The organism is Nocardia sp. CY15 (assembly GCF_009829295.1).
In the GTDB taxonomy this organism is placed as follows: domain Bacteria; phylum Actinomycetota; class Actinomycetes; order Mycobacteriales; family Mycobacteriaceae; genus Nocardia; species Nocardia sputi.
Genome location: NZ_VUOT01000004.1, coordinates 328,160 through 344,773, shown reverse-complemented (window position 1 = coordinate 344,773; position 16,614 = coordinate 328,160). Strand labels below are relative to the sequence as shown.

General features: G+C 65.7%; 14 protein-coding genes and 1 pseudogene. 4 read left to right on the top strand and 11 right to left on the bottom strand.

Annotated features, from left to right (window positions below; all coding sequences use genetic code 11):
• Positions 1 to 352: 352 nt before the first annotated feature.
• Positions 353 to 976, bottom strand: a complete 624-nt coding sequence (locus tag GVY39_RS09340) for a TetR/AcrR family transcriptional regulator (RefSeq protein WP_159922166.1) — start codon at positions 974 to 976, stop codon at positions 353 to 355.
• 61 nt (positions 977 to 1,037) lie between these two features.
• Here GVY39_RS09340 and GVY39_RS09335 point away from each other — a divergent pair, with 61 nt between their 5' ends.
• Positions 1,038 to 1,985 carry a TIGR03564 family F420-dependent LLM class oxidoreductase gene (locus tag GVY39_RS09335; RefSeq protein WP_159922167.1) on the top strand — a complete coding sequence of 316 codons (948 nt, stop codon included), beginning with the start codon at positions 1,038 to 1,040 and terminating at the stop codon, positions 1,983 to 1,985.
• Positions 1,986 to 2,135: 150 nt separating this feature from the next.
• Positions 2,136 to 2,377: pseudogene (locus tag GVY39_RS09330) on the top strand (Tn3 family transposase); the annotation flags it as partial.
• Between the two features lie 5 nt (positions 2,378 to 2,382).
• Here the strand turns inward: GVY39_RS09330 and GVY39_RS09325 are convergent.
• The 10 genes from GVY39_RS09325 to rpmH form a co-directional block, all read right to left on the bottom strand.
• Complete coding sequence (locus tag GVY39_RS09325) at positions 2,383 to 2,808, bottom strand: hypothetical protein (RefSeq protein WP_159922168.1); 426 nt, start codon at positions 2,806 to 2,808, stop codon at positions 2,383 to 2,385.
• A 298-nt stretch (positions 2,809 to 3,106) separates the two neighbouring features.
• A complete protein-coding gene (locus GVY39_RS09320) occupies positions 3,107 to 3,832 on the bottom strand; it encodes a GNAT family N-acetyltransferase (protein ID WP_159922518.1) in 726 nt (241 codons plus the stop codon).
• Between the two features lie 243 nt (positions 3,833 to 4,075).
• On the bottom strand, positions 4,076 to 5,098 hold the full coding sequence (locus GVY39_RS09315; RefSeq protein WP_159922169.1) for a ParB/RepB/Spo0J family partition protein: 1,023 nt from the start codon (positions 5,096 to 5,098) through the stop codon (positions 4,076 to 4,078).
• A 67-nt stretch (positions 5,099 to 5,165) separates the two neighbouring features.
• Entirely contained in the window at positions 5,166 to 6,122 is a 957-nt protein-coding gene (locus GVY39_RS09310) for an AAA family ATPase (RefSeq protein ID WP_223521673.1), read from the bottom strand.
• A 2,010-nt stretch (positions 6,123 to 8,132) separates the two neighbouring features.
• Positions 8,133 to 8,930, bottom strand: coding sequence for a 16S rRNA (guanine(527)-N(7))-methyltransferase RsmG (gene rsmG, locus GVY39_RS09305; RefSeq protein ID WP_159922172.1), 798 nt, complete (start codon positions 8,928 to 8,930; stop codon positions 8,133 to 8,135).
• A 139-nt stretch (positions 8,931 to 9,069) separates the two neighbouring features.
• Positions 9,070 to 9,576 (bottom strand): protein jag, encoded by a 507-nt coding sequence (locus GVY39_RS09300; protein ID WP_159922520.1) that lies wholly within the window; start codon positions 9,574 to 9,576, stop codon positions 9,070 to 9,072.
• Between the two features lie 160 nt (positions 9,577 to 9,736).
• The gene (gene yidC, locus GVY39_RS09295; RefSeq protein WP_159922174.1) at positions 9,737 to 10,819 is read right to left on the bottom strand and encodes a membrane protein insertase YidC; all 1,083 of its coding nucleotides are present in this window, start codon (positions 10,817 to 10,819) and stop codon (positions 9,737 to 9,739) included.
• Between the two features lie 4 nt (positions 10,820 to 10,823).
• Positions 10,824 to 11,222 (bottom strand): membrane protein insertion efficiency factor YidD, encoded by a 399-nt coding sequence (gene yidD, locus GVY39_RS09290; protein ID WP_159922176.1) that lies wholly within the window; start codon positions 11,220 to 11,222, stop codon positions 10,824 to 10,826.
• Positions 11,219 to 11,650 carry a ribonuclease P protein component gene (gene rnpA, locus GVY39_RS09285; RefSeq protein ID WP_159922178.1) on the bottom strand — a complete coding sequence of 144 codons (432 nt, stop codon included), beginning with the start codon at positions 11,648 to 11,650 and terminating at the stop codon, positions 11,219 to 11,221. The genes yidD and rnpA overlap by 4 nt, the downstream gene beginning before the upstream one ends.
• Positions 11,651 to 11,671: 21 nt before the next feature.
• On the bottom strand, positions 11,672 to 11,815 hold the full coding sequence (gene rpmH / locus GVY39_RS09280; protein WP_006550910.1) for a 50S ribosomal protein L34: 144 nt from the start codon (positions 11,813 to 11,815) through the stop codon (positions 11,672 to 11,674).
• Positions 11,816 to 12,448: 633 nt separating this feature from the next.
• On the opposite strand from rpmH, the gene dnaA reads away from it, so the two are divergent.
• On the top strand, positions 12,449 to 14,386 hold the full coding sequence (gene dnaA, locus GVY39_RS09275) for a chromosomal replication initiator protein DnaA (RefSeq protein WP_159922180.1): 1,938 nt from the start codon (positions 12,449 to 12,451) through the stop codon (positions 14,384 to 14,386).
• An 881-nt stretch (positions 14,387 to 15,267) separates the two neighbouring features.
• Positions 15,268 to 16,443 (top strand): DNA polymerase III subunit beta, encoded by a 1,176-nt coding sequence (gene dnaN, locus GVY39_RS09270; protein WP_159922182.1) that lies wholly within the window; start codon positions 15,268 to 15,270, stop codon positions 16,441 to 16,443.
• The last annotated feature ends 171 nt before the right edge of the window (positions 16,444 to 16,614 follow it).

The following is a 16,614-nucleotide window of genomic DNA, read 5'->3' as shown; positions in this document are numbered from 1 at the left end:
GGTCTGCCCGGCAGCCGCTGACCAGTCGTCATGTGGCCAGCGAATCCCTTGGATCTGAGCAGCTTTCCGGATTTTTGCTGGCGGTTTCACTCTGTCCAGCGGGTCCCCGGTAGGGCCCGCTGGATCGAAGTAGATGAAGTTTAGGGGTTCGGGTAGCAAGCGCCAAAAAAACAACACATTTGGGCTTGCCCCGGATAACAGCCCGTTATCCGGGGCAGTCCCCGTCCGTCGAGCAGTGCTATTCGCGCCACATGCGGGCTGCGCGCCGGGGGATGATGCCCGGTCCGGTCCGCCGGGGAGCTGGCGGTGCACCCGCTCGTAACAGCAAGGGCATTCGTGACTCAGTTCTCGGTCAGTACCGACCGCCGAAGCCACTGGCGAGCAGGTCGAAGGCGCGCTCGGCTTCGGCAACCGCGACCGGGTGACGCTGCGCCGCGCTGCGCCCGGCGGCCAGTTCGCGCCAGTTGGCCTCGCTGAGGTTGCGCCGCACCGCGATGATCGCGCTGGCGGCCAATCGCGCATCCAGCTCTCCCGGCGGGCCGAGCGCCTCGGCGAGTGCCACCTCGCCGCTGGTGAGGAACTGAGCGAGTCGTGCGGTCAATGTCGGGGTGTCCAGCACCAGGCGGTAGCAGGCCAGCACCTCGGGTATGTCGCACAAGCCTGTGCTGGGTTCGTAGTCGTCCAGACCGGTACGAAATGCGGTGCGCAGCGCGGTCAGTGGTGCCTGGCCGCGCACCCGGTCCCGTACCACGCGGGCTGCCTCGTCGGCGTGGTCGGCGAACCGGTGCACGACCAGGTCCTCCTTGGAGGGGAAATACTTGAACAGGGTGCGCTTGGACACCTCCGCGGCAGCTGCGATGTCCACAACCGACACCGCGTCGAACCCGCCGGCCAGGAACAACCGGATGGCGGCATCGGAGATGGCCGCGCGGGTGTGCCGCTTCTTGCGCTCACGCAGGCCCAGCTCGGGGGTCATGCCGAGCAGTATAGCCAAATGTAAACCTGGACGATAAGTAAACTTGGTATACATTCGCGGTATGCGAATCGGAGTTGCCCTGCCCACCGACTACTACGAACAGCTCACGACCGGCGTGAATCCCGTCGACTACCTACTCGACCAGGCCCGCAAACTGGCCGAACTCGGCGTACCCGCGGTCTGGCTGACTCAACGGTTCGACTACGACGCGCTGGCGGTCGCCGCGCTGATCGGGCGTGAGCTGCCGGACATCACGGTCGGCACCGCCATCGTGCCCATCCACCCGCGCCACCCCAACGCGCTGGCCATGCAGGCGCAAACAGCGCAGGCGGCCAGCAACGGCCGATTCGAACTCGGCCTCGGTTTGTCCTTGCCAGAGATCGCCGCCGGCTACGGCAACACCCACCCTCGCATCCGCTACCTACGCGAATACCTCACCGTTCTGCGCGATCTGCTCCATACCGGCGCTGTCGACCACACCGGCGAGACACTGGTGGCCAGGTCGCCGACACGCAGCATGATGCCGACACTCCACCTGCCGGTGCCGATACTGCTGGCCACCTCCGGGCCGCTGACCCTGCGGGTCGCGGCCGAGCTCGCCGACGGCGCCCTCCCATTACTCACCGGACCGAACACGCTGGCTGACTTCACATTCCCCACACTGGCCCGACACGCTGCGGCAGCCGGTCGACCGACGCCCCGGGTGATCGGCATGGTGGGTGGCGTAGTCACCGCCGATGTGGCAGGCGCACGCGCCCGCGCGGCGCAACAGATGGACAGATACGGCGAGATGCCGGCATATCGGGCGCTGCTGGAGCGGGAGAAAATATCGGACCCGGTGGAACTGGCCGTGATCGGCGATGAGCAGACCATGGCCGACGCGGTCGCTCGCTACGCCGATGCCGGTGCAGACGAGCTGATCTTCGCACTCACCGCCCTGGGATCGGCACGCGACGAGGAGCGAACCTGGGCGCTGCTCGGCGAGCTGAGCAAGACCAGAAACGACTGAACATGAGCTTCAAAACCGAACCGATCGACGTGCCGCGTACAGACCTGGTGGCCACCAGGACACCCTCTTCTGACCTCTCTTCTCCCGGACGAAGCCGATCGGCTGTTCCTGGACTATCGATCCTTCGACAGTGTCCGCGACAACCTGGTCACCCGAAACCTGATCGCGGTGCTGATCAGCCACTCCACCAACCTCGACCTCGCGCGGATGGCCGCCGCGGGCGGGATCTCCTACGACATCCGGGCGTGGACCGCGCGGAGTGGTACATGCGGGAGGGAGACGGTGCGCGTGGTGAACCTGGCGATCATCGGCTACCACGCCGGGTGCCGTTGACGCCGGTGTTCGGCACCGGCACGCTGTCCTCTTCGGACGGTCAGCGGTTCCCGGTGCAGCCCTTTCAGTCGAGATGTCCAGGCGTGTAGACGGCGAGTCCTTCGGGTTCGTCCTCGTCGTCGTCCGGGTCGTAGCTGAACAGCCGGAAGCCCTGGTCCCGGTACTCGATCGACTGCTCGATCGGGGTGTCGATGTAGGTCGCGACAAATCCCAGTGCGGCCAGGTCTGTCACAACGTCGCGCCAGCCTCTGCCGAGCAGGTAGACACCCTCGAACCGGGCGTCCACCAGGCGGCCCATCATGATGAGCTCGAGGTGCAGCGATGCGTTGTACGCCAGCCGCAGGCCCAAGCCCTCGAAGTAGTCGTCGGATGGGTGATCACGGGATCGGGGCACGACATCAAAGGGGCCGAGCCGGGCGCGGAGAGCGTCGCGGTGTTCCCCCAGCTGCGCGACGTCGAGGCCCTGACCGGCCAGCACGGTGAAGGACACGGCCTGATGGTGTCAGTTCGCCAGCTCGCGATGCAAGCAGATCGGGCCAGCCTCAGGATTCCGGACTCCCCCAGAACACCGGGACTCCCTCCACACCAGCCGATGTCCCGCCGTAGCGAACTCGACACCAACCGACATCGTCGCGCCAGACACCGGCAGCCCGCCATCACCGCTGGTCAAGGCAACTTCGTTGTTTTCCGCGCGATTACTACCGGGACCCCATGTAGCCCCGTACTCTCCGTAACGCGAAGCGCCCCCTGTCCTTTCGAATCCGACAGGGGGCGCTGCTACGTCTGTCTCAGCGTGCCCCGATGCGGGTCGGCGCGGTCATCGATGCCGCCGCGAGCAGCTGATCCAGCGCCCGTTCGACGTCTTCCTTCCAGCCGTGGTCGGAGTCGAGCTCCAACCGCAGACGCGGGAAGCGGTGATGCGGGGCCACCACCTCGAAGCCGACATCCTCCAAGAAGTCGGCTTCGATCATGCACCCCTCGGGTGAGCATTCGGTCGCCGCGCTCGCGCTCGCTCCCTTGATCGGAGCGACGATTCGCTCCAGCAGAGTCATCGAGCCGAAACGCTCCGACAGCGCCTGCGACGACGGTTCGGTGCGGATGCCGAACGCCTCCAGTGCGCGCACACCGCGGCGCACCAGATCGGCTACCACAGCCTGTATCAGGAGATGGGCCACATCGGCATCCTGATAGGGAGATTCGGTCCGCAGCGTGGTCAGCAGGACCGCGTCCGGGCTTACGGGGGAGGTGGGGAAGAGCGTGGCCCGCGGTACCGCGCTCGGGGGTGCGTAGAGGGCACAGCCGGCGACGTTGCCGTCGACATTCGCTACCTGTCCGCACGAACCCCACTCCAGCATGACCGTGGACAGCCAGGCTTCTTTCTCGAAGACCGGGTCGCTGAAGTTACGCGAGTCCTCCGCCACCGCGGGGTCCATCTCCCAGAAGACACAGCGGCGCGCATGCGCGGGAAGTTTTTCCAGTCCGCCGAGGGTTAGTGCTGTGACGCTGGTCGACACCGCTCTGCTCAGCCTCCAGCTGTCCGATTCATCCACGCTCACGTCGCATCAAAGTTTGCTCGCCAGCAAGAATAAGCGATCAAGGGAAACCCGCCTCATTCCATGTCGCTGTGCTGTTGGTCAGAAGAACTTGTGTTGCTGCGCCGGGGAGCGGCTCACGCTCCACGGCCGCGCGAACCCAAGCCGTCACAGTGACGTTTCGGCCGGGAAGCCGCACCTATTGGAACCACAAGTTACAATTCGTCACTTCTGTCGCACATCGGGTGTGTTCTGCTCCATCAGGGCGACGATTCGTTCGAGGTCTTCGACCGACCCGAACTCGACGACGATCTTGCCTTTGCGCTTACCCATGCTCACGAGTACCCGGGTGTCGAAGGAGCCGGACAACCGATCGGCCACGGCCTTCAGACCCGGCATCTCGATCGGCTTACGACGGGCGACGGGGGAGGGCGCGGCCGCGGCCTGCTCTCGGTTCGCCAGCATGACGGCTTCCTCGGTAGCCCGGACCGAGAGACCCTCGGCGACGATTCGGGTGGCGAGCGCCTCTTGAGCCTCCGCACCTGCCTCGAGACCGAGCAGTGCTCGCGCGTGCCCGGCGGACAGTACGCCCGCCGCGACCCGGCGCTGCACCAGGATCGGCAACTTCAGTAGACGGATCATATTCGTCACAACCGGGCGAGAGCGACCGATTCGGGCTGCCAATTCCTCGTGCGTGACATCGAATTCTTCCAGCAGCTGCTGGTAGGCTGCCGCCTCTTCGAGCGGATTCAGCTGCACCCGGTGGATGTTCTCCAGCAGGGCGTCGCGCAGCATCGATTCGTCCGCGGTCTCCCGGACGATCGCGGGAATGGTCGCCAGGCCGGCCTCCTGACAGGCCCGCCAGCGCCGCTCTCCCATTACCAGTTGATATCGGTCCACGCCCGGTTCGGTGCGTCGTACCACGATCGGCTGCATCAGACCGAATTCGCGGATCGAATGCACCAGCTCGGCCAGTGCGTCCTCTTCGAAGATCGTCCGCGGCTGCTTCGGATTCGGCTCTATCAGGTCCGGCGGGATCTCCCGGTAGACCGCGCCGCCTGCCTCGAGTTCGGCATTCTCGGCGGGATCGGGTACCCGATGCAGGTAGGTGGAGGGGGGCTGCGGCCCGACCGGATCCAAACCGATGACACTCGCGGCAGCACTGCTGAGGCCCGGTGATGCCGTCGGTGCCGTCGGGATCAGCGCGGCGAGTCCGCGCCCGAGCCCACCCTTCTTCGCCTGACTCATCGGTCTACCGACCCCTTCCTCGTTCCGCCAAACCGGACTGTGCCGAGCATCGACTCGGCCGGCCGAGTCACTCCGCCGACTTCGTAGCGGCGGCGTGCGGGGCCACCGCACGGGCCGCCATCTCGCGTCCGGCATCCAGGTAGCTCATCGCGCCCCGGGAGCCTGGATCATAATCGAGCACCGTCATGCCGTAACCCGGCGCCTCGGACACCTTGACGCTGCGCGGAATCACCGACCGCAACACGACGTCACCGAAGTGTCCGCGGACTTCCTCGGCAACCTGGTCAGCCAGCTTGGTGCGCCCGTCGTACATCGTGAGGATCACGGTCGAGACATGGAGTTCCGGATTCAAGTGCGCCTGCACCAAGCCGATGTTGCGAAGCAACTGCCCGACGCCTTCCAGCGCGTAGTACTCGCACTGGATCGGAATCAGCACCTCCTTCGCCGCGACGAGTGCGTTGACCGTCAGCAGCCCCAACGAAGGTGGGCAATCGATCATCACGTAATCGATGTCGTATCCGGCGATATTCGCCTCTTGGATCGCGGCTTTCAGCCGCCCTTCCCTGGCCACCATCGACACCAGTTCGATCTCGGCGCCTGCCAGGTCGATGGTCGCGGGGATGCACAGGAGTCGCTCGCTGTGCGGACTCGTCTTGATCGCGTCCTTGACCGAGACCTCGCCGATGAGCAACTCGTAACTGGAGGGGACGCCAGAATGGTGTTCGATCCCCAGAGCGGTACTGGCGTTGCCCTGCGGATCGAGATCGATCACGAGAACCGTCATCCCCTGATGCGCCAGGGCGGCCGCCAGATTCACGGCGGTGGTTGTCTTGCCGACGCCGCCTTTCTGATTGGCGATCGTGATGATGCGTTGCTCGTGCGGTTTCGGCACAGTCACCTTTCCTGGATGGAGGACTTGACTTGCACGCTGGGCTTCGGCGGCTATCGGGGTCTCACTAGGCGAGATGTGCCCGAACGGTGTGCTTCCGAATGCCTCCGTGTCGAAATTGCTGGAGTCCAGCATCCCCGGCACGCGCGACGCCGTTTCCCGTGAAACATTCGCCGGACCGCTCGACATAGACAGCTCCTAACCCGAGAAACTTTCAGAACACGTGCGCGCGAGGGACGGGTCGGCGCCGTGTCTGCAACAGCCTTTGTCGGATCGAACACGATGCACAACCGGGTTCGCAGCGCCCGATCGACCGAGCGGAGCTCCTCGCCGCTGTGACAACCAGATTCCTCCGTGGCATCTACGCTCACGCCCGACGCACACTAGCTTGCCAGCACTGAGCGCTTTAAGAAAGCTGAATCGCGGCGAGGCGCAGAGCGACACGCAAATCCGCATGAATTCACCTCGCCGCGCCCGTTGTTTCACATGAAACATCGCCCTGACCCGACAGGAACCGACAGTCCGGGCCGGTTGATTACACAGCCCTGCACGGTTTCCAGGCGTGCGGCGGTTCCCGAACGTAGAAGGCGACGTTCGTGATTCTCTTGGCTGTCTTGCCGTCAGCCACCGCGTGAGCTGTACTGCGCCGGACGCGACTCCTGTTCGTCATCTGCGACGCGACCGAGTCCGGTGCCCACGAGCAATGACGGAAAGCGTGAACCGGAGGTGCATATGACTGCCGACCAAACCGCCATTCCCCGTAGCTATCCGGTATCCGACGCGCGGGGACACCGAGAGCTCGTCCGTGGCACGGCAGCTGCCGAGCGTCAGGGCAGAGGTGTGGCGGCCTTTGATCAGGAACACGACCCAGGGATGTTTCACGTGAATCATGCAATGCGCGAACTGGCTCCCAGCCCAGCGGCGCTCACCTTCCCGGCCCTGCTTACACAGTCACGCGCGGCCCGAACGCGTACATCGCCGCACGCCTACATCGCCGCGTGCATCGCCGGGCACGGCTTCACTTTGCACCCCACGCTTTACAGCTGCGGCGCACACAATCACCAATCTGCCCCTATCCGGCCTGCTCGCAGCTCGTGTGCCGGCGGCCGTGGGGCCGTGGGGCCGTGGGGCCGTGGGGCCGTGGGGCCGTGGGGCCGACGAGACTACCGACCTACTTCCTAGCCCGGTGCCCATCGTTCGTTGTTAAGCAGAACGGTGATTCGACACCCACGACGGGAGCTTGATTCACGTGAAGCATGCGGCATTCCCGGCAGGTAGGCGCTCACATCCAGAAGTGCCTCTCTGCCGACGATGGTCTCAGTCCGCGCGCGGCGCATCCCGAGATAGAGCTCTGAGTGCTCGCTGCTGCCCCACGTAAGCCGGGGGCGTTGATTCACGTGAAACGTTGAATGGCAGCGGTGCCGCGGCCGCAGGGGCGAGCCCCTTCGCTCCGCACCAGAACCAAGCAAGCGGCGCTTCCGCACGCCTCAACCCGCTGCCGAATCTCCTCGTCACCCGAGTGGCTTGTACGGCATCTTCAGTACCGCGTGAGGCCCGCGCGGGCAGCAGATCGAGATTTCCTCAATCACAGGTGATTGACGGCGAGCGACCTCGCCGGTGCAGTGCGCGTCACTGTGCGGCCCGTCCGCAGCGCGGGGGTCAGAGGCGAAGCGCAGGAAAAGATGGGTGCGCCGCGCTCCGACTCCAGGCGAGAGTGCGCGGAGAAGTAGATGGGCTGAGTTTATGAGTTCGACTGAAAGTCGCGGCGATAGACGCTGAACACCGATTCACGTGAAACAAGACGCTGCGGGGAACCGTCGCTACCGCACCCCGGATGTCCCGCGGATGTCCCCGGATGTGAGCTCCGCTGCGCCGCAGTGGTCCTGAAGCGGAATGCGCGGAATGCTCGGAATGCTCGGAATGCTCGGCGGGGCGCATCACCTACCCTCGCCAGTTCAGCTCCACAGCGGCGGCAACCATCTCGCGACAGGATTCGACCAGCATTCATCACCGACGTGGGTTGGAAACCGGATTCGTCAGCGCTCGGCGATTACCGTTCCACCGCGTCCCGCTCACCATTCCGTCAGAGTGACGAAACGACTACGGGTCCCAAGGTCCAATCCTCGAGCCTGCTCGGACGAGCTGCTATTTGGACTTACGAGTGGCACGCTTGGTACGCCCACGCTCCGTCGCCGCGGTTTCACCCGTCGTCTTCGCTCCGCGCTCTACCGCTCGCTCGGCGCGCCGACGGGAAGTCCGCTCGGCGCGAGGGAGCCGCTCGGCGCTGATCACCATGGTGGGCGGGGACACCAGCCCGACGCCACATTCCAATACCACCGCATTGCCCGCTCCGGCTTTCGCCAGTGCGTCGCCATCGCGTTCCAATTCCTCTGTCGCGCTGGCACCCTTGAGCGCGAGCATGTGCCCGTGGTCGCGGAGGAGGGGGAGCGACCACTGGGCTAGCTTCCCGAGTGGGGCCACCGCGCGCGACGTGACCACGTCCGATCCACCAGCTTCCTTCATCACCCCGGATTGTTCGGCGCGCCCGCGCACAACGGTCACGTCCAATCCGATCGACTCGATGAACTCGCTCAAGAAGATGGTTCGGCGCAGCAGTGGTTCCACCAGGGTGATCCGGAGGTCCGGTCGCGCGATCGCAAGCGGGATACCGGGCAAGCCCGCGCCACTGCCGATATCCACCACGGAGGCGCCCTCGGCGATCAACTCTCCGAGAACCGCGCAGTTGAGGATGTGGCGGTCCCAGAGGCGAGGCACCTCACGTGGGCCGATGAGTCCCCGCTCTACGCCCGCGGTCGCGAGCGCCGTGCAATATCGACGCGCGAGATCGAGTCGGTCGCCGAAAACGGTGGCCGCCGACGCGGGTGGCTCCGATTCCGCGGGCACCGCGGCCGTTCCACCGAGATCTCGTTCCACGTGAAACATCCTTCCGAACTCGGGTCGATCTACGAGCGAGCAATCGGGCTTCGGACACGAACAAGGCCCCCGGTCCGAAAGACCAGAGGCCCTATCCAACCACTACCCATCCGGGCAGCGAAACACACCGTCCGCTTCGAGCAGACGCTCAGCCGGGAACGACCACCACGTGCCGATTCGGTTCCACGCCTTCGCTCTCGCTACTCACGCCCGCCACGGCGGCCACCGCGTCGTGCACGATCTTGCGTTCGAAGGGGGTCATGGGCGCCAGCGACTCCGGCTCACCGGATTCGAGCACGCGCTGCGCCGCAGCCGCGCCGAGTTCGCTCAGCTCCGATCGCCGCTTGGCCCGCCAGCCCGCCACGTCCAGCATCAGCCGGCTGCGCACTCCGGTCGCCTGCTGGACGGCGAGGCGAGTCAGCTCCTGCAAGGCGTCGAGCACCTCGCCATCGCGTCCGACGAGTTTCGTCAAGTCGCGCCCGCCGTCGATGCTCACGACAGCGCGGTCGCCTTCCACGTCGAGATCGATGTCACCGTCGAAGTCGAGGACGTCGAGCAATTGCTCGAGGTAGTCGCCGGCGATCTCGCCTTCCTCGATCAGCGCCTCCTCGGTATCACTCACGACATCGCCGGTGTCCGCTCCGTCATTCGCCATCGTCGTCGCCACGGTGGCGTCCCCTCCGTCGGTCTCAACAGTCATTTGATTTCCTTCATCTGCTCATCGCGCGCGCCGGGCAATCGCCGCCGGGCGGTACTCGCGATCAAGGGGGTTGCTCAGCGATCGAGGTGGGCGGCTCGAGCCACCCATCGTGTGGTCAGCGCCTGCGCTTCTGATTCGCCCTGCCCCGGTTGCCCGGTCGTTTCTGGCCTGCCGGACGGCGTGGGCCTGCGGCCTGCTTGGACGGCTTAGCGGTGCCATTCGTCGACGGGGCGGCACTGTCGTCGTCCGACGCGGTGTCAGCAGCGGCGGTAGGAGCGGGCTTCTTCTTCACGTTGACGGGTTTGGCGCCGGGCTTCGGCGCGTTCTGCGCGCGCTGCTCCAGCTTCGCCTGCTTCTTGGCTTCGTCTTCCTTCTCCATGCGCCCGAAGACGAGGTGCTGCTGCCCGTAAGTCCAGATGTTGTTGGCGACCCAGTAGAGCAGGATGGCGATCGGCAGGAACGGACCACCGACGAGCACGCCGAGCGGGAACACCCACAGCGCGAGCTTGTTCATCATCGCAGCCTGCGGGTTGGCCGCCGCTTCCGGCGTCTGCCGCGCCACGGAAGCGCGTGCGTTGAAGTGGGTGGCCAGACCGGCGATGACCATCAAGGGGATCGCGACGAGCGCGATGCTCAACCGGCTCGGCACACCGCCGTAGTCGGCGAAGGCCTGCAACTCGGCGACCGGTGTGGTGATGAACGCCGAGATCGGCGCGCCGAAGATGCGGGCGCTCAGGAAAGACTGGACGTCGGCGGCGCTGAACACATAGTTCGCGGTGTTCGCGTTCTGCTCGGGCGTCAGGCCCAGCTGTCCGAAGCCGTGGCCGGTCCGGTTGAACGACCGCAGCACGTGGAAGAGTCCGAGGAAGACCGGTACCTGCGCAAGGATCGGCAAGCAACCCATGAGCGGGTTGAAGCCGTTCTCCTTCTGCAGCTTCTGCATCTCGAGCGCCATCTTCTGGCGGTCGTTCTTGTACTTCTTCTGCAGCTCTTTGATCTGCGGCTGCAGCTCCTGCATCTGCCTGGTGGTGCGCACCTGCTTGACGAACGGCTTGTAGAGCACCAGACGCAGGGTGAACACCAGGAACACCACGGCCAGCGCCCAGGTGAGACCGTTGTCCGCGCCGAACGCGAACCCGAAGACTCGATGCCAGAACCAGAGGATCCAGGACACCGGGTAATAAATGAAGTCGAGCACGGCTCTATGCACTCCCGTCGTTCGTGTCGCCGATCACCGCGTGCGGCGATCCTTTACAAGCGTTCGGCTCCGACCGTGGTCCGGCGGGCAGGCTCGATTCCTGCGACGCCACATCGGTCGCTGCCCCGTCCGCCGGCTCGGCGCGCAGTGTGCTCCGCTTCCGCTCCGGGACGGGGTCCCACCCACCAGGGTGCCAGGGCGCGCATTTCGCCAAGCGCACGACCGTCAATACCAGCCCGATGAACAGGCCCCGACTGCGCAAGGCGGTAACGGCGTACTCGCTACAGGTCGGGGTGAATCGGCACACCGGCATGCGGGTGGGGGAGACGTAGGTCCGATACAGCTCGATCAAAAAGATCAGCGCGTTCGCGGGCAGTCGGGCGAGCTTCGCCGAGAGGCTCATGCCGGACCACCCGTCGGCACGCCCGCCTCGGCGCCGACGCGGAGCTTGCGCAGTGCGGTGCGCAGCTGGCGCAGCAGGTCCTCCGACGACGCCGTAGCGGCGCCAGGGAGCGCCCGGATCACAACATCGGTTCCGGGTGGCACTTCGTCCACCACCTGGGCGCACATATGACGCAGGCGGCGGGCCACGCGGTGTCGAATCACCGCGTTGCCCACCGCCTTGCTGACGATCAACCCGAAACGGGGTCCACCTACGCGGACCAGCACATCGTCCGGGACCTGATCATGTCGTCCATTCGCGCCCACGACTCCGTCATACCCGTGTGCGAGCGCATGCACGACCAGATCACGCCTCCCGATTCGCTGGCCGCGGCGCACCGTCCGGGAGAAGTCGGCACGATGATGCAACCGATACGGCTCAGGCAACACCCGAGCGTCCGAGAGCGAGGATCAGGCAGTGAGGGAAGCGCGGCCCTTGCGGCGACGCGCCGAGACGATGGCGCGACCCGCACGGGTACGCATCCGGAGGCGGAAGCCGTGAACCCGCGCCCGACGACGGTTGTTCGGCTGGAACGTCCGCTTGCCCTTGGCCACGGTCAACACTCCTCGAGTAGGCGGGCACCAGGTAGTGCCCGAAGCTTGTCGGTGATACGTGTATTGCGCAATGAATCGCAAGTCTGGTCATCATCGGCGCGTGTCGGTCCTGGCGCACAGTCGGTCGATCACGACCTAAACGCGGTCAGCACAGGACCGCCACCGCACCAAGGGGTGACTGTACGAGGGTACTGATCGGCCCGTGACGGGTCAAACTCGCCCCACCTTTCGCGCCGGAGCCGATGACCAGGCAGAATCGGCGCGGTCCGGTCAGGCGTACTCCCATGACCGTGAGTTCGTCCACACCCCTAGCCATCGCACACCTCGGCCACCAGGGTACGTAGCCAGACGATTGCTACAGAAGCGCAGGTCGCGGCGTTGCCGCCCTCCCGCGTATACGCGTTCTCCAGTTCCCCAGGGTTCTCCACATCTGTGGATAATTGTGTGGAAAGACCCCTGGAGTGGCATATTCGTAGGGCCGACGGTGCCGAGCCGCTGTCCAGATGGGGGACCCGGGCAGCGTCCGAACCGGTTACGGACGTACGCAGGATCACGGGACCGACCCCCGAGAATCACACTTCATGCGTGCCCCGGCCGTCTGCTCCTATCGACCTACTCCGGGGAGGAAACTGCATGGACGACGAGCAGAACGTGCTGGCCACCGTATGGCCCGAGGTTGTCACCGAGCTGACCACCGGCTCATCGGACGGTGCCATTCCGCCGGTGACCCGAGCACAGCAGGCTTGGCTGAAGCTGGTCAAGCCGCTGACAGTCGCACAGGGGTTCGCCCTGCTCTCGGTACCCTCGTCGTTGGCCCAAGAGGCCATCGAACGCGATCTGCGCGAGCCCATCCTCCGTTCCCTGGCTCGTCGGCTCGGCCCCCAGGTGGAAGGACTCGGCGTCCGCATCGCCGCCCCGACCACCCCCACCGTCGACCGGCAGAGCAACACTCCCCGGCACGCGCGGATGACGAGCAGGCCCGAGCGCCCACGCGAAGGCCGGGCGCCCGCCGCCTACCCGGGTTCGGACTTCCCCGGCCGCGACGCCTACCCGGGGCCGCGTTATGCACAGCCCGCCGACTTCACGCCCGCATCCGCGTATAACGACGGCTCGGATTACCCGAGCGCCGACTACGGGCAGGACTTCGCGCCGCCGGAGGAGTACCGCCAGTCGGAGTACGCCCGTGCCGACTACCCTCCGCGCGGCGAGTATTCCCAGACCGGCGAGTTGCCCACGATGTCCCCGCCGGACGTAGCACCGCGCCGAGAACCCGGACTTCCGCCGCGACGAGAGCCTGCCACCCCGCCGGGGCAGGAGTCGCTGTTCAATCCCGAACCGTCCCCGGGCGCTATGCGCGGCCCCCATCGTGCCCCTGTGCGCGAAACCCTCGACGACGACACCGGCCTGGCACACGATTCGGTGCGCGAGCCGGTCGGTGACCACCAGCGCGGCGATCACGACGACGAGCCCGTGGTGAACGTGCGCAACTCCTGGCCCACCTACTTCGCCAAGTCGCAGGAGTCGCCCGCTCCGTCGACGTCCTCGGCCAGCTTGAACGCGAAGTACACCTTCGAAACGTTCGTCATCGGCGCGTCCAATCGCTTCGCGCACGCAGCGGCCGTCGCCATCGCCGAAGCACCTGCCCGCGCGTACAACCCGCTGTTCGTCTGGGGGGCCTCTGGCTTGGGCAAGACGCACCTGCTGCACGCGGCCGGCCACTACGCACAGCGGCTCTTCCCGGGTATGCGGGTCAAGTACGTTTCGACCGAAGAGTTCACCAACGACTTCATCAACAGCCTGCGCGACGACCGGAAGGTCGCGTTCAAGCGGCGTTACCGCGAGACCGACATCCTGCTGGTCGACGACATCCAGTTCATCGAAGGCAAGGAAGGCATCCAAGAGGAGTTCTTCCACACCTTCAACACCCTGCACAACGCGAATAAACAGATCGTCGTCTCCTCGGATCGTCCGCCCAAACAGTTGGCCACGCTGGAGGAGCGGCTGCGGACGCGGTTCGAATGGGGACTGATCACCGACGTACAGCCGCCGGAGCTGGAGACACGCATCGCCATCCTGCGCAAGAAGGCGCGGATGGACCGGCTCGATGTGCCGCACGACGTGCTGGAGCTGATCGCCAGCCGGGTGGAGCGCAACATCAGGGAGTTGGAGGGCGCGCTGATCCGGGTGACCGCGTTCGCCTCGTTGAACGGTCAGCCGCTGGATCTTCCGCTGGCCGAGGTGGTGCTACGCGATCTGATGCCGGATACCGCGGCGCTGGAGATCAATGCCGCCACGATCATGGCGGTCACGGCGGAGTACTTCAACACCACGCTGGAAGAACTCACCGGTCCCGGCAAAGCGCGGCCGCTGGCCCAGGCCAGGCAGATCGCCATGTACCTGTGCCGCGAACTCACCGACCTGTCGCTGCCGAAGATCGGGCAGGCGTTCGGCCGCGACCACACCACGGTGATGTACGCGGAGAAGAAGGTGCGCAAGGAGATGACCGAGCGACGCCGCGTCTACGACCAGGTGCAGGAACTCACAGCCCGAATCAAACAGCGCTCCCGCTGAGCGGTATCCACACCCCAGCGCCGCCCCTGACCTGGGGCGGTGCTTTTTTGTGGGCTGTGGATTCCTCGAGGAATCCTTGTGGAGTCCTCGAGGAAACGCTGGTTTGTCCACCGATTCGCTCACAGGCCGGGGCGAGCGCGTGCTCGAGTTTCCTCACAGCCCGTTATGAACAGTTTCCCCAGGCTGGTTTGCACACACCCGCTGACCAGCAGGGTGTCCGGATCTGGCCTTGTGGAATCCTCGAGGAGTCCGTGTGGAGTCCTCGAGGATTCCTCGAGCTGTCCACGGTTTCGTGCACATGTGTGAACAACTGGGTGAATCCGGTGGAACAACTCGAGGAGCGCTCGAGGATGACTCGAGGACAACCGGGAAGCCTCCACAGACGCCGGGTGTTCATCCTCGAGACACCCCCTGGCCATCCCCACGGCACCACGCCCCCTGAGCAGCGGATTCGGCCGCAGTCCACAGAATCCACAGTGCCTACTACTACTTCAGTTCTTCTCATTAGAGATCTCTCTTCAAAACAGGGTGTGTGGAAAGTCGATCGAGCGACGCACCTTCCGAACCACCCCGGATTCCCGCAAGGACGACAGCGGCACGAGACTCGGTCCTGTCTGTCCCACAGGGCGATCGGGGTATACCCGCCACTTCGCGAGATACCCGCCGCCTCCCGCTGTCACCGGCCTCTCCGGCGGTGCTCAGGACGCGGCCATTCGTGGCGCCGGAGGGTCGGGCTAGGTGCACGCCCCGCGCGCGGGTACGGTTTGATGTCGGTCGCCTGTGCCAGACTGCGAAGGCGGCCGATTCGGCAGGACCCTTTCGAGCACCGACACTGACGAGCCGACAACAGATCACGGAACCGGGAGAGGACAGATCGGGCGATGGAGCTTGCAAGCATGAAGTTTCGGGTCGCCCGCGAGGATTTCGCCGAGTCCGTCGCCTGGGTGGCGCGCAGTCTTCCGTCCAGGCCTCCGGTTCCGGTGCTCGGCGGTGTGCTGCTGGTCGCCGATGAGGACGGTCTGACCGTCTCCGGCTTCGACTACGAGGTCTCCGCGCAGGTGCGGGTCGCGGCCGAGGTCGCGGGGCCCGGCAAGGTGCTCGTCTCCGGTCGTCTGCTTGCCGACATCACCAAGGCGCTGTCCAACAAGCCCGTCGACGTCTCGGTGGACGGCACCCGCGTACTGATCGCCTGTGGCAGCGCGAAGTTCTCGCTGCCGACCATGCCGGTCGAGGACTATCCCCAGCTGCCCGAGGTGCCGCAGCAGACCGGTGAGCTGAGTGTGGATGTCTTCGCCGAAGCCGTCGGCCAGGTCGCCGTCGCAGCGGGCCGCGACGACACCCTCCCCATGCTGACCGGTATCCGGGTGGAGATCGAGGGATCGCAGGTCGTGCTCGCGGCCACCGACCGGTTCCGCCTCGCCGTCCGGCACATCGAATGGCAGCCCGCGCGCGCCGACATCGAGACTTCGGTGCTCATACCGGCCAGGACGCTCTCGGAAGCCGCCAAGACGCTCGGACCCTCCGACGCGCCCGTCCAGCTGTCCCTGGGCACCGGTGCGGGGGCGGACGGCCTGCTCGGCATCGTGAACGCGGGCCGCCGGACCACCACCCGGCTGCTCGATGCGGAATTCCCCAAGTTCCGCCAGTTGCTTCCCAAGGAACACACCTCGATCGCCACCCTCGCCGTCGCCACGCTGACCGACGCGATCAAGCGCGTCGCGCTGGTCGCCGAACGGGGCGCTCAGGTGCGGCTGGAGTTCTCTTCCGACGGCCTGCTGTTGTCCGCGGGCGGAGACGACGCGGGCCGGGCCGAAGAGTGGTTGGAGGCCGATTTCCGCGGTGAATCGCTCACCATCGCGTTCAACCCCGGTTATCTCGTCGACGGCTTGTCCGCACTGCATGCCGACCGGGTCACCTTCGGATTCACCACGCCGAGCAGGCCCGCCGTGCTGCTGCCTGCGTCCGAAGACGAGCCCGAGGTGCTCGACTCCGGGACGTTCGCGGCGCTGTCGAGCCCGTACATCTATCTGCTGATGCCGGTCCGGCTGCCGGGCTGATCGCCTGTGCATGATCGGATATCGTGCGGATCCGCGCCGCGTGGTCCGGCGCGGGTGCGCGACCATGCCGCCGGAAAATCCCCAGCGACGTCGCGGAGTTCTGTTCCCGCGCAGCTGGGGTCACGCTTTATCCACAGGTGTTCCACAAGGAGACCGCACGCCGCACGAACA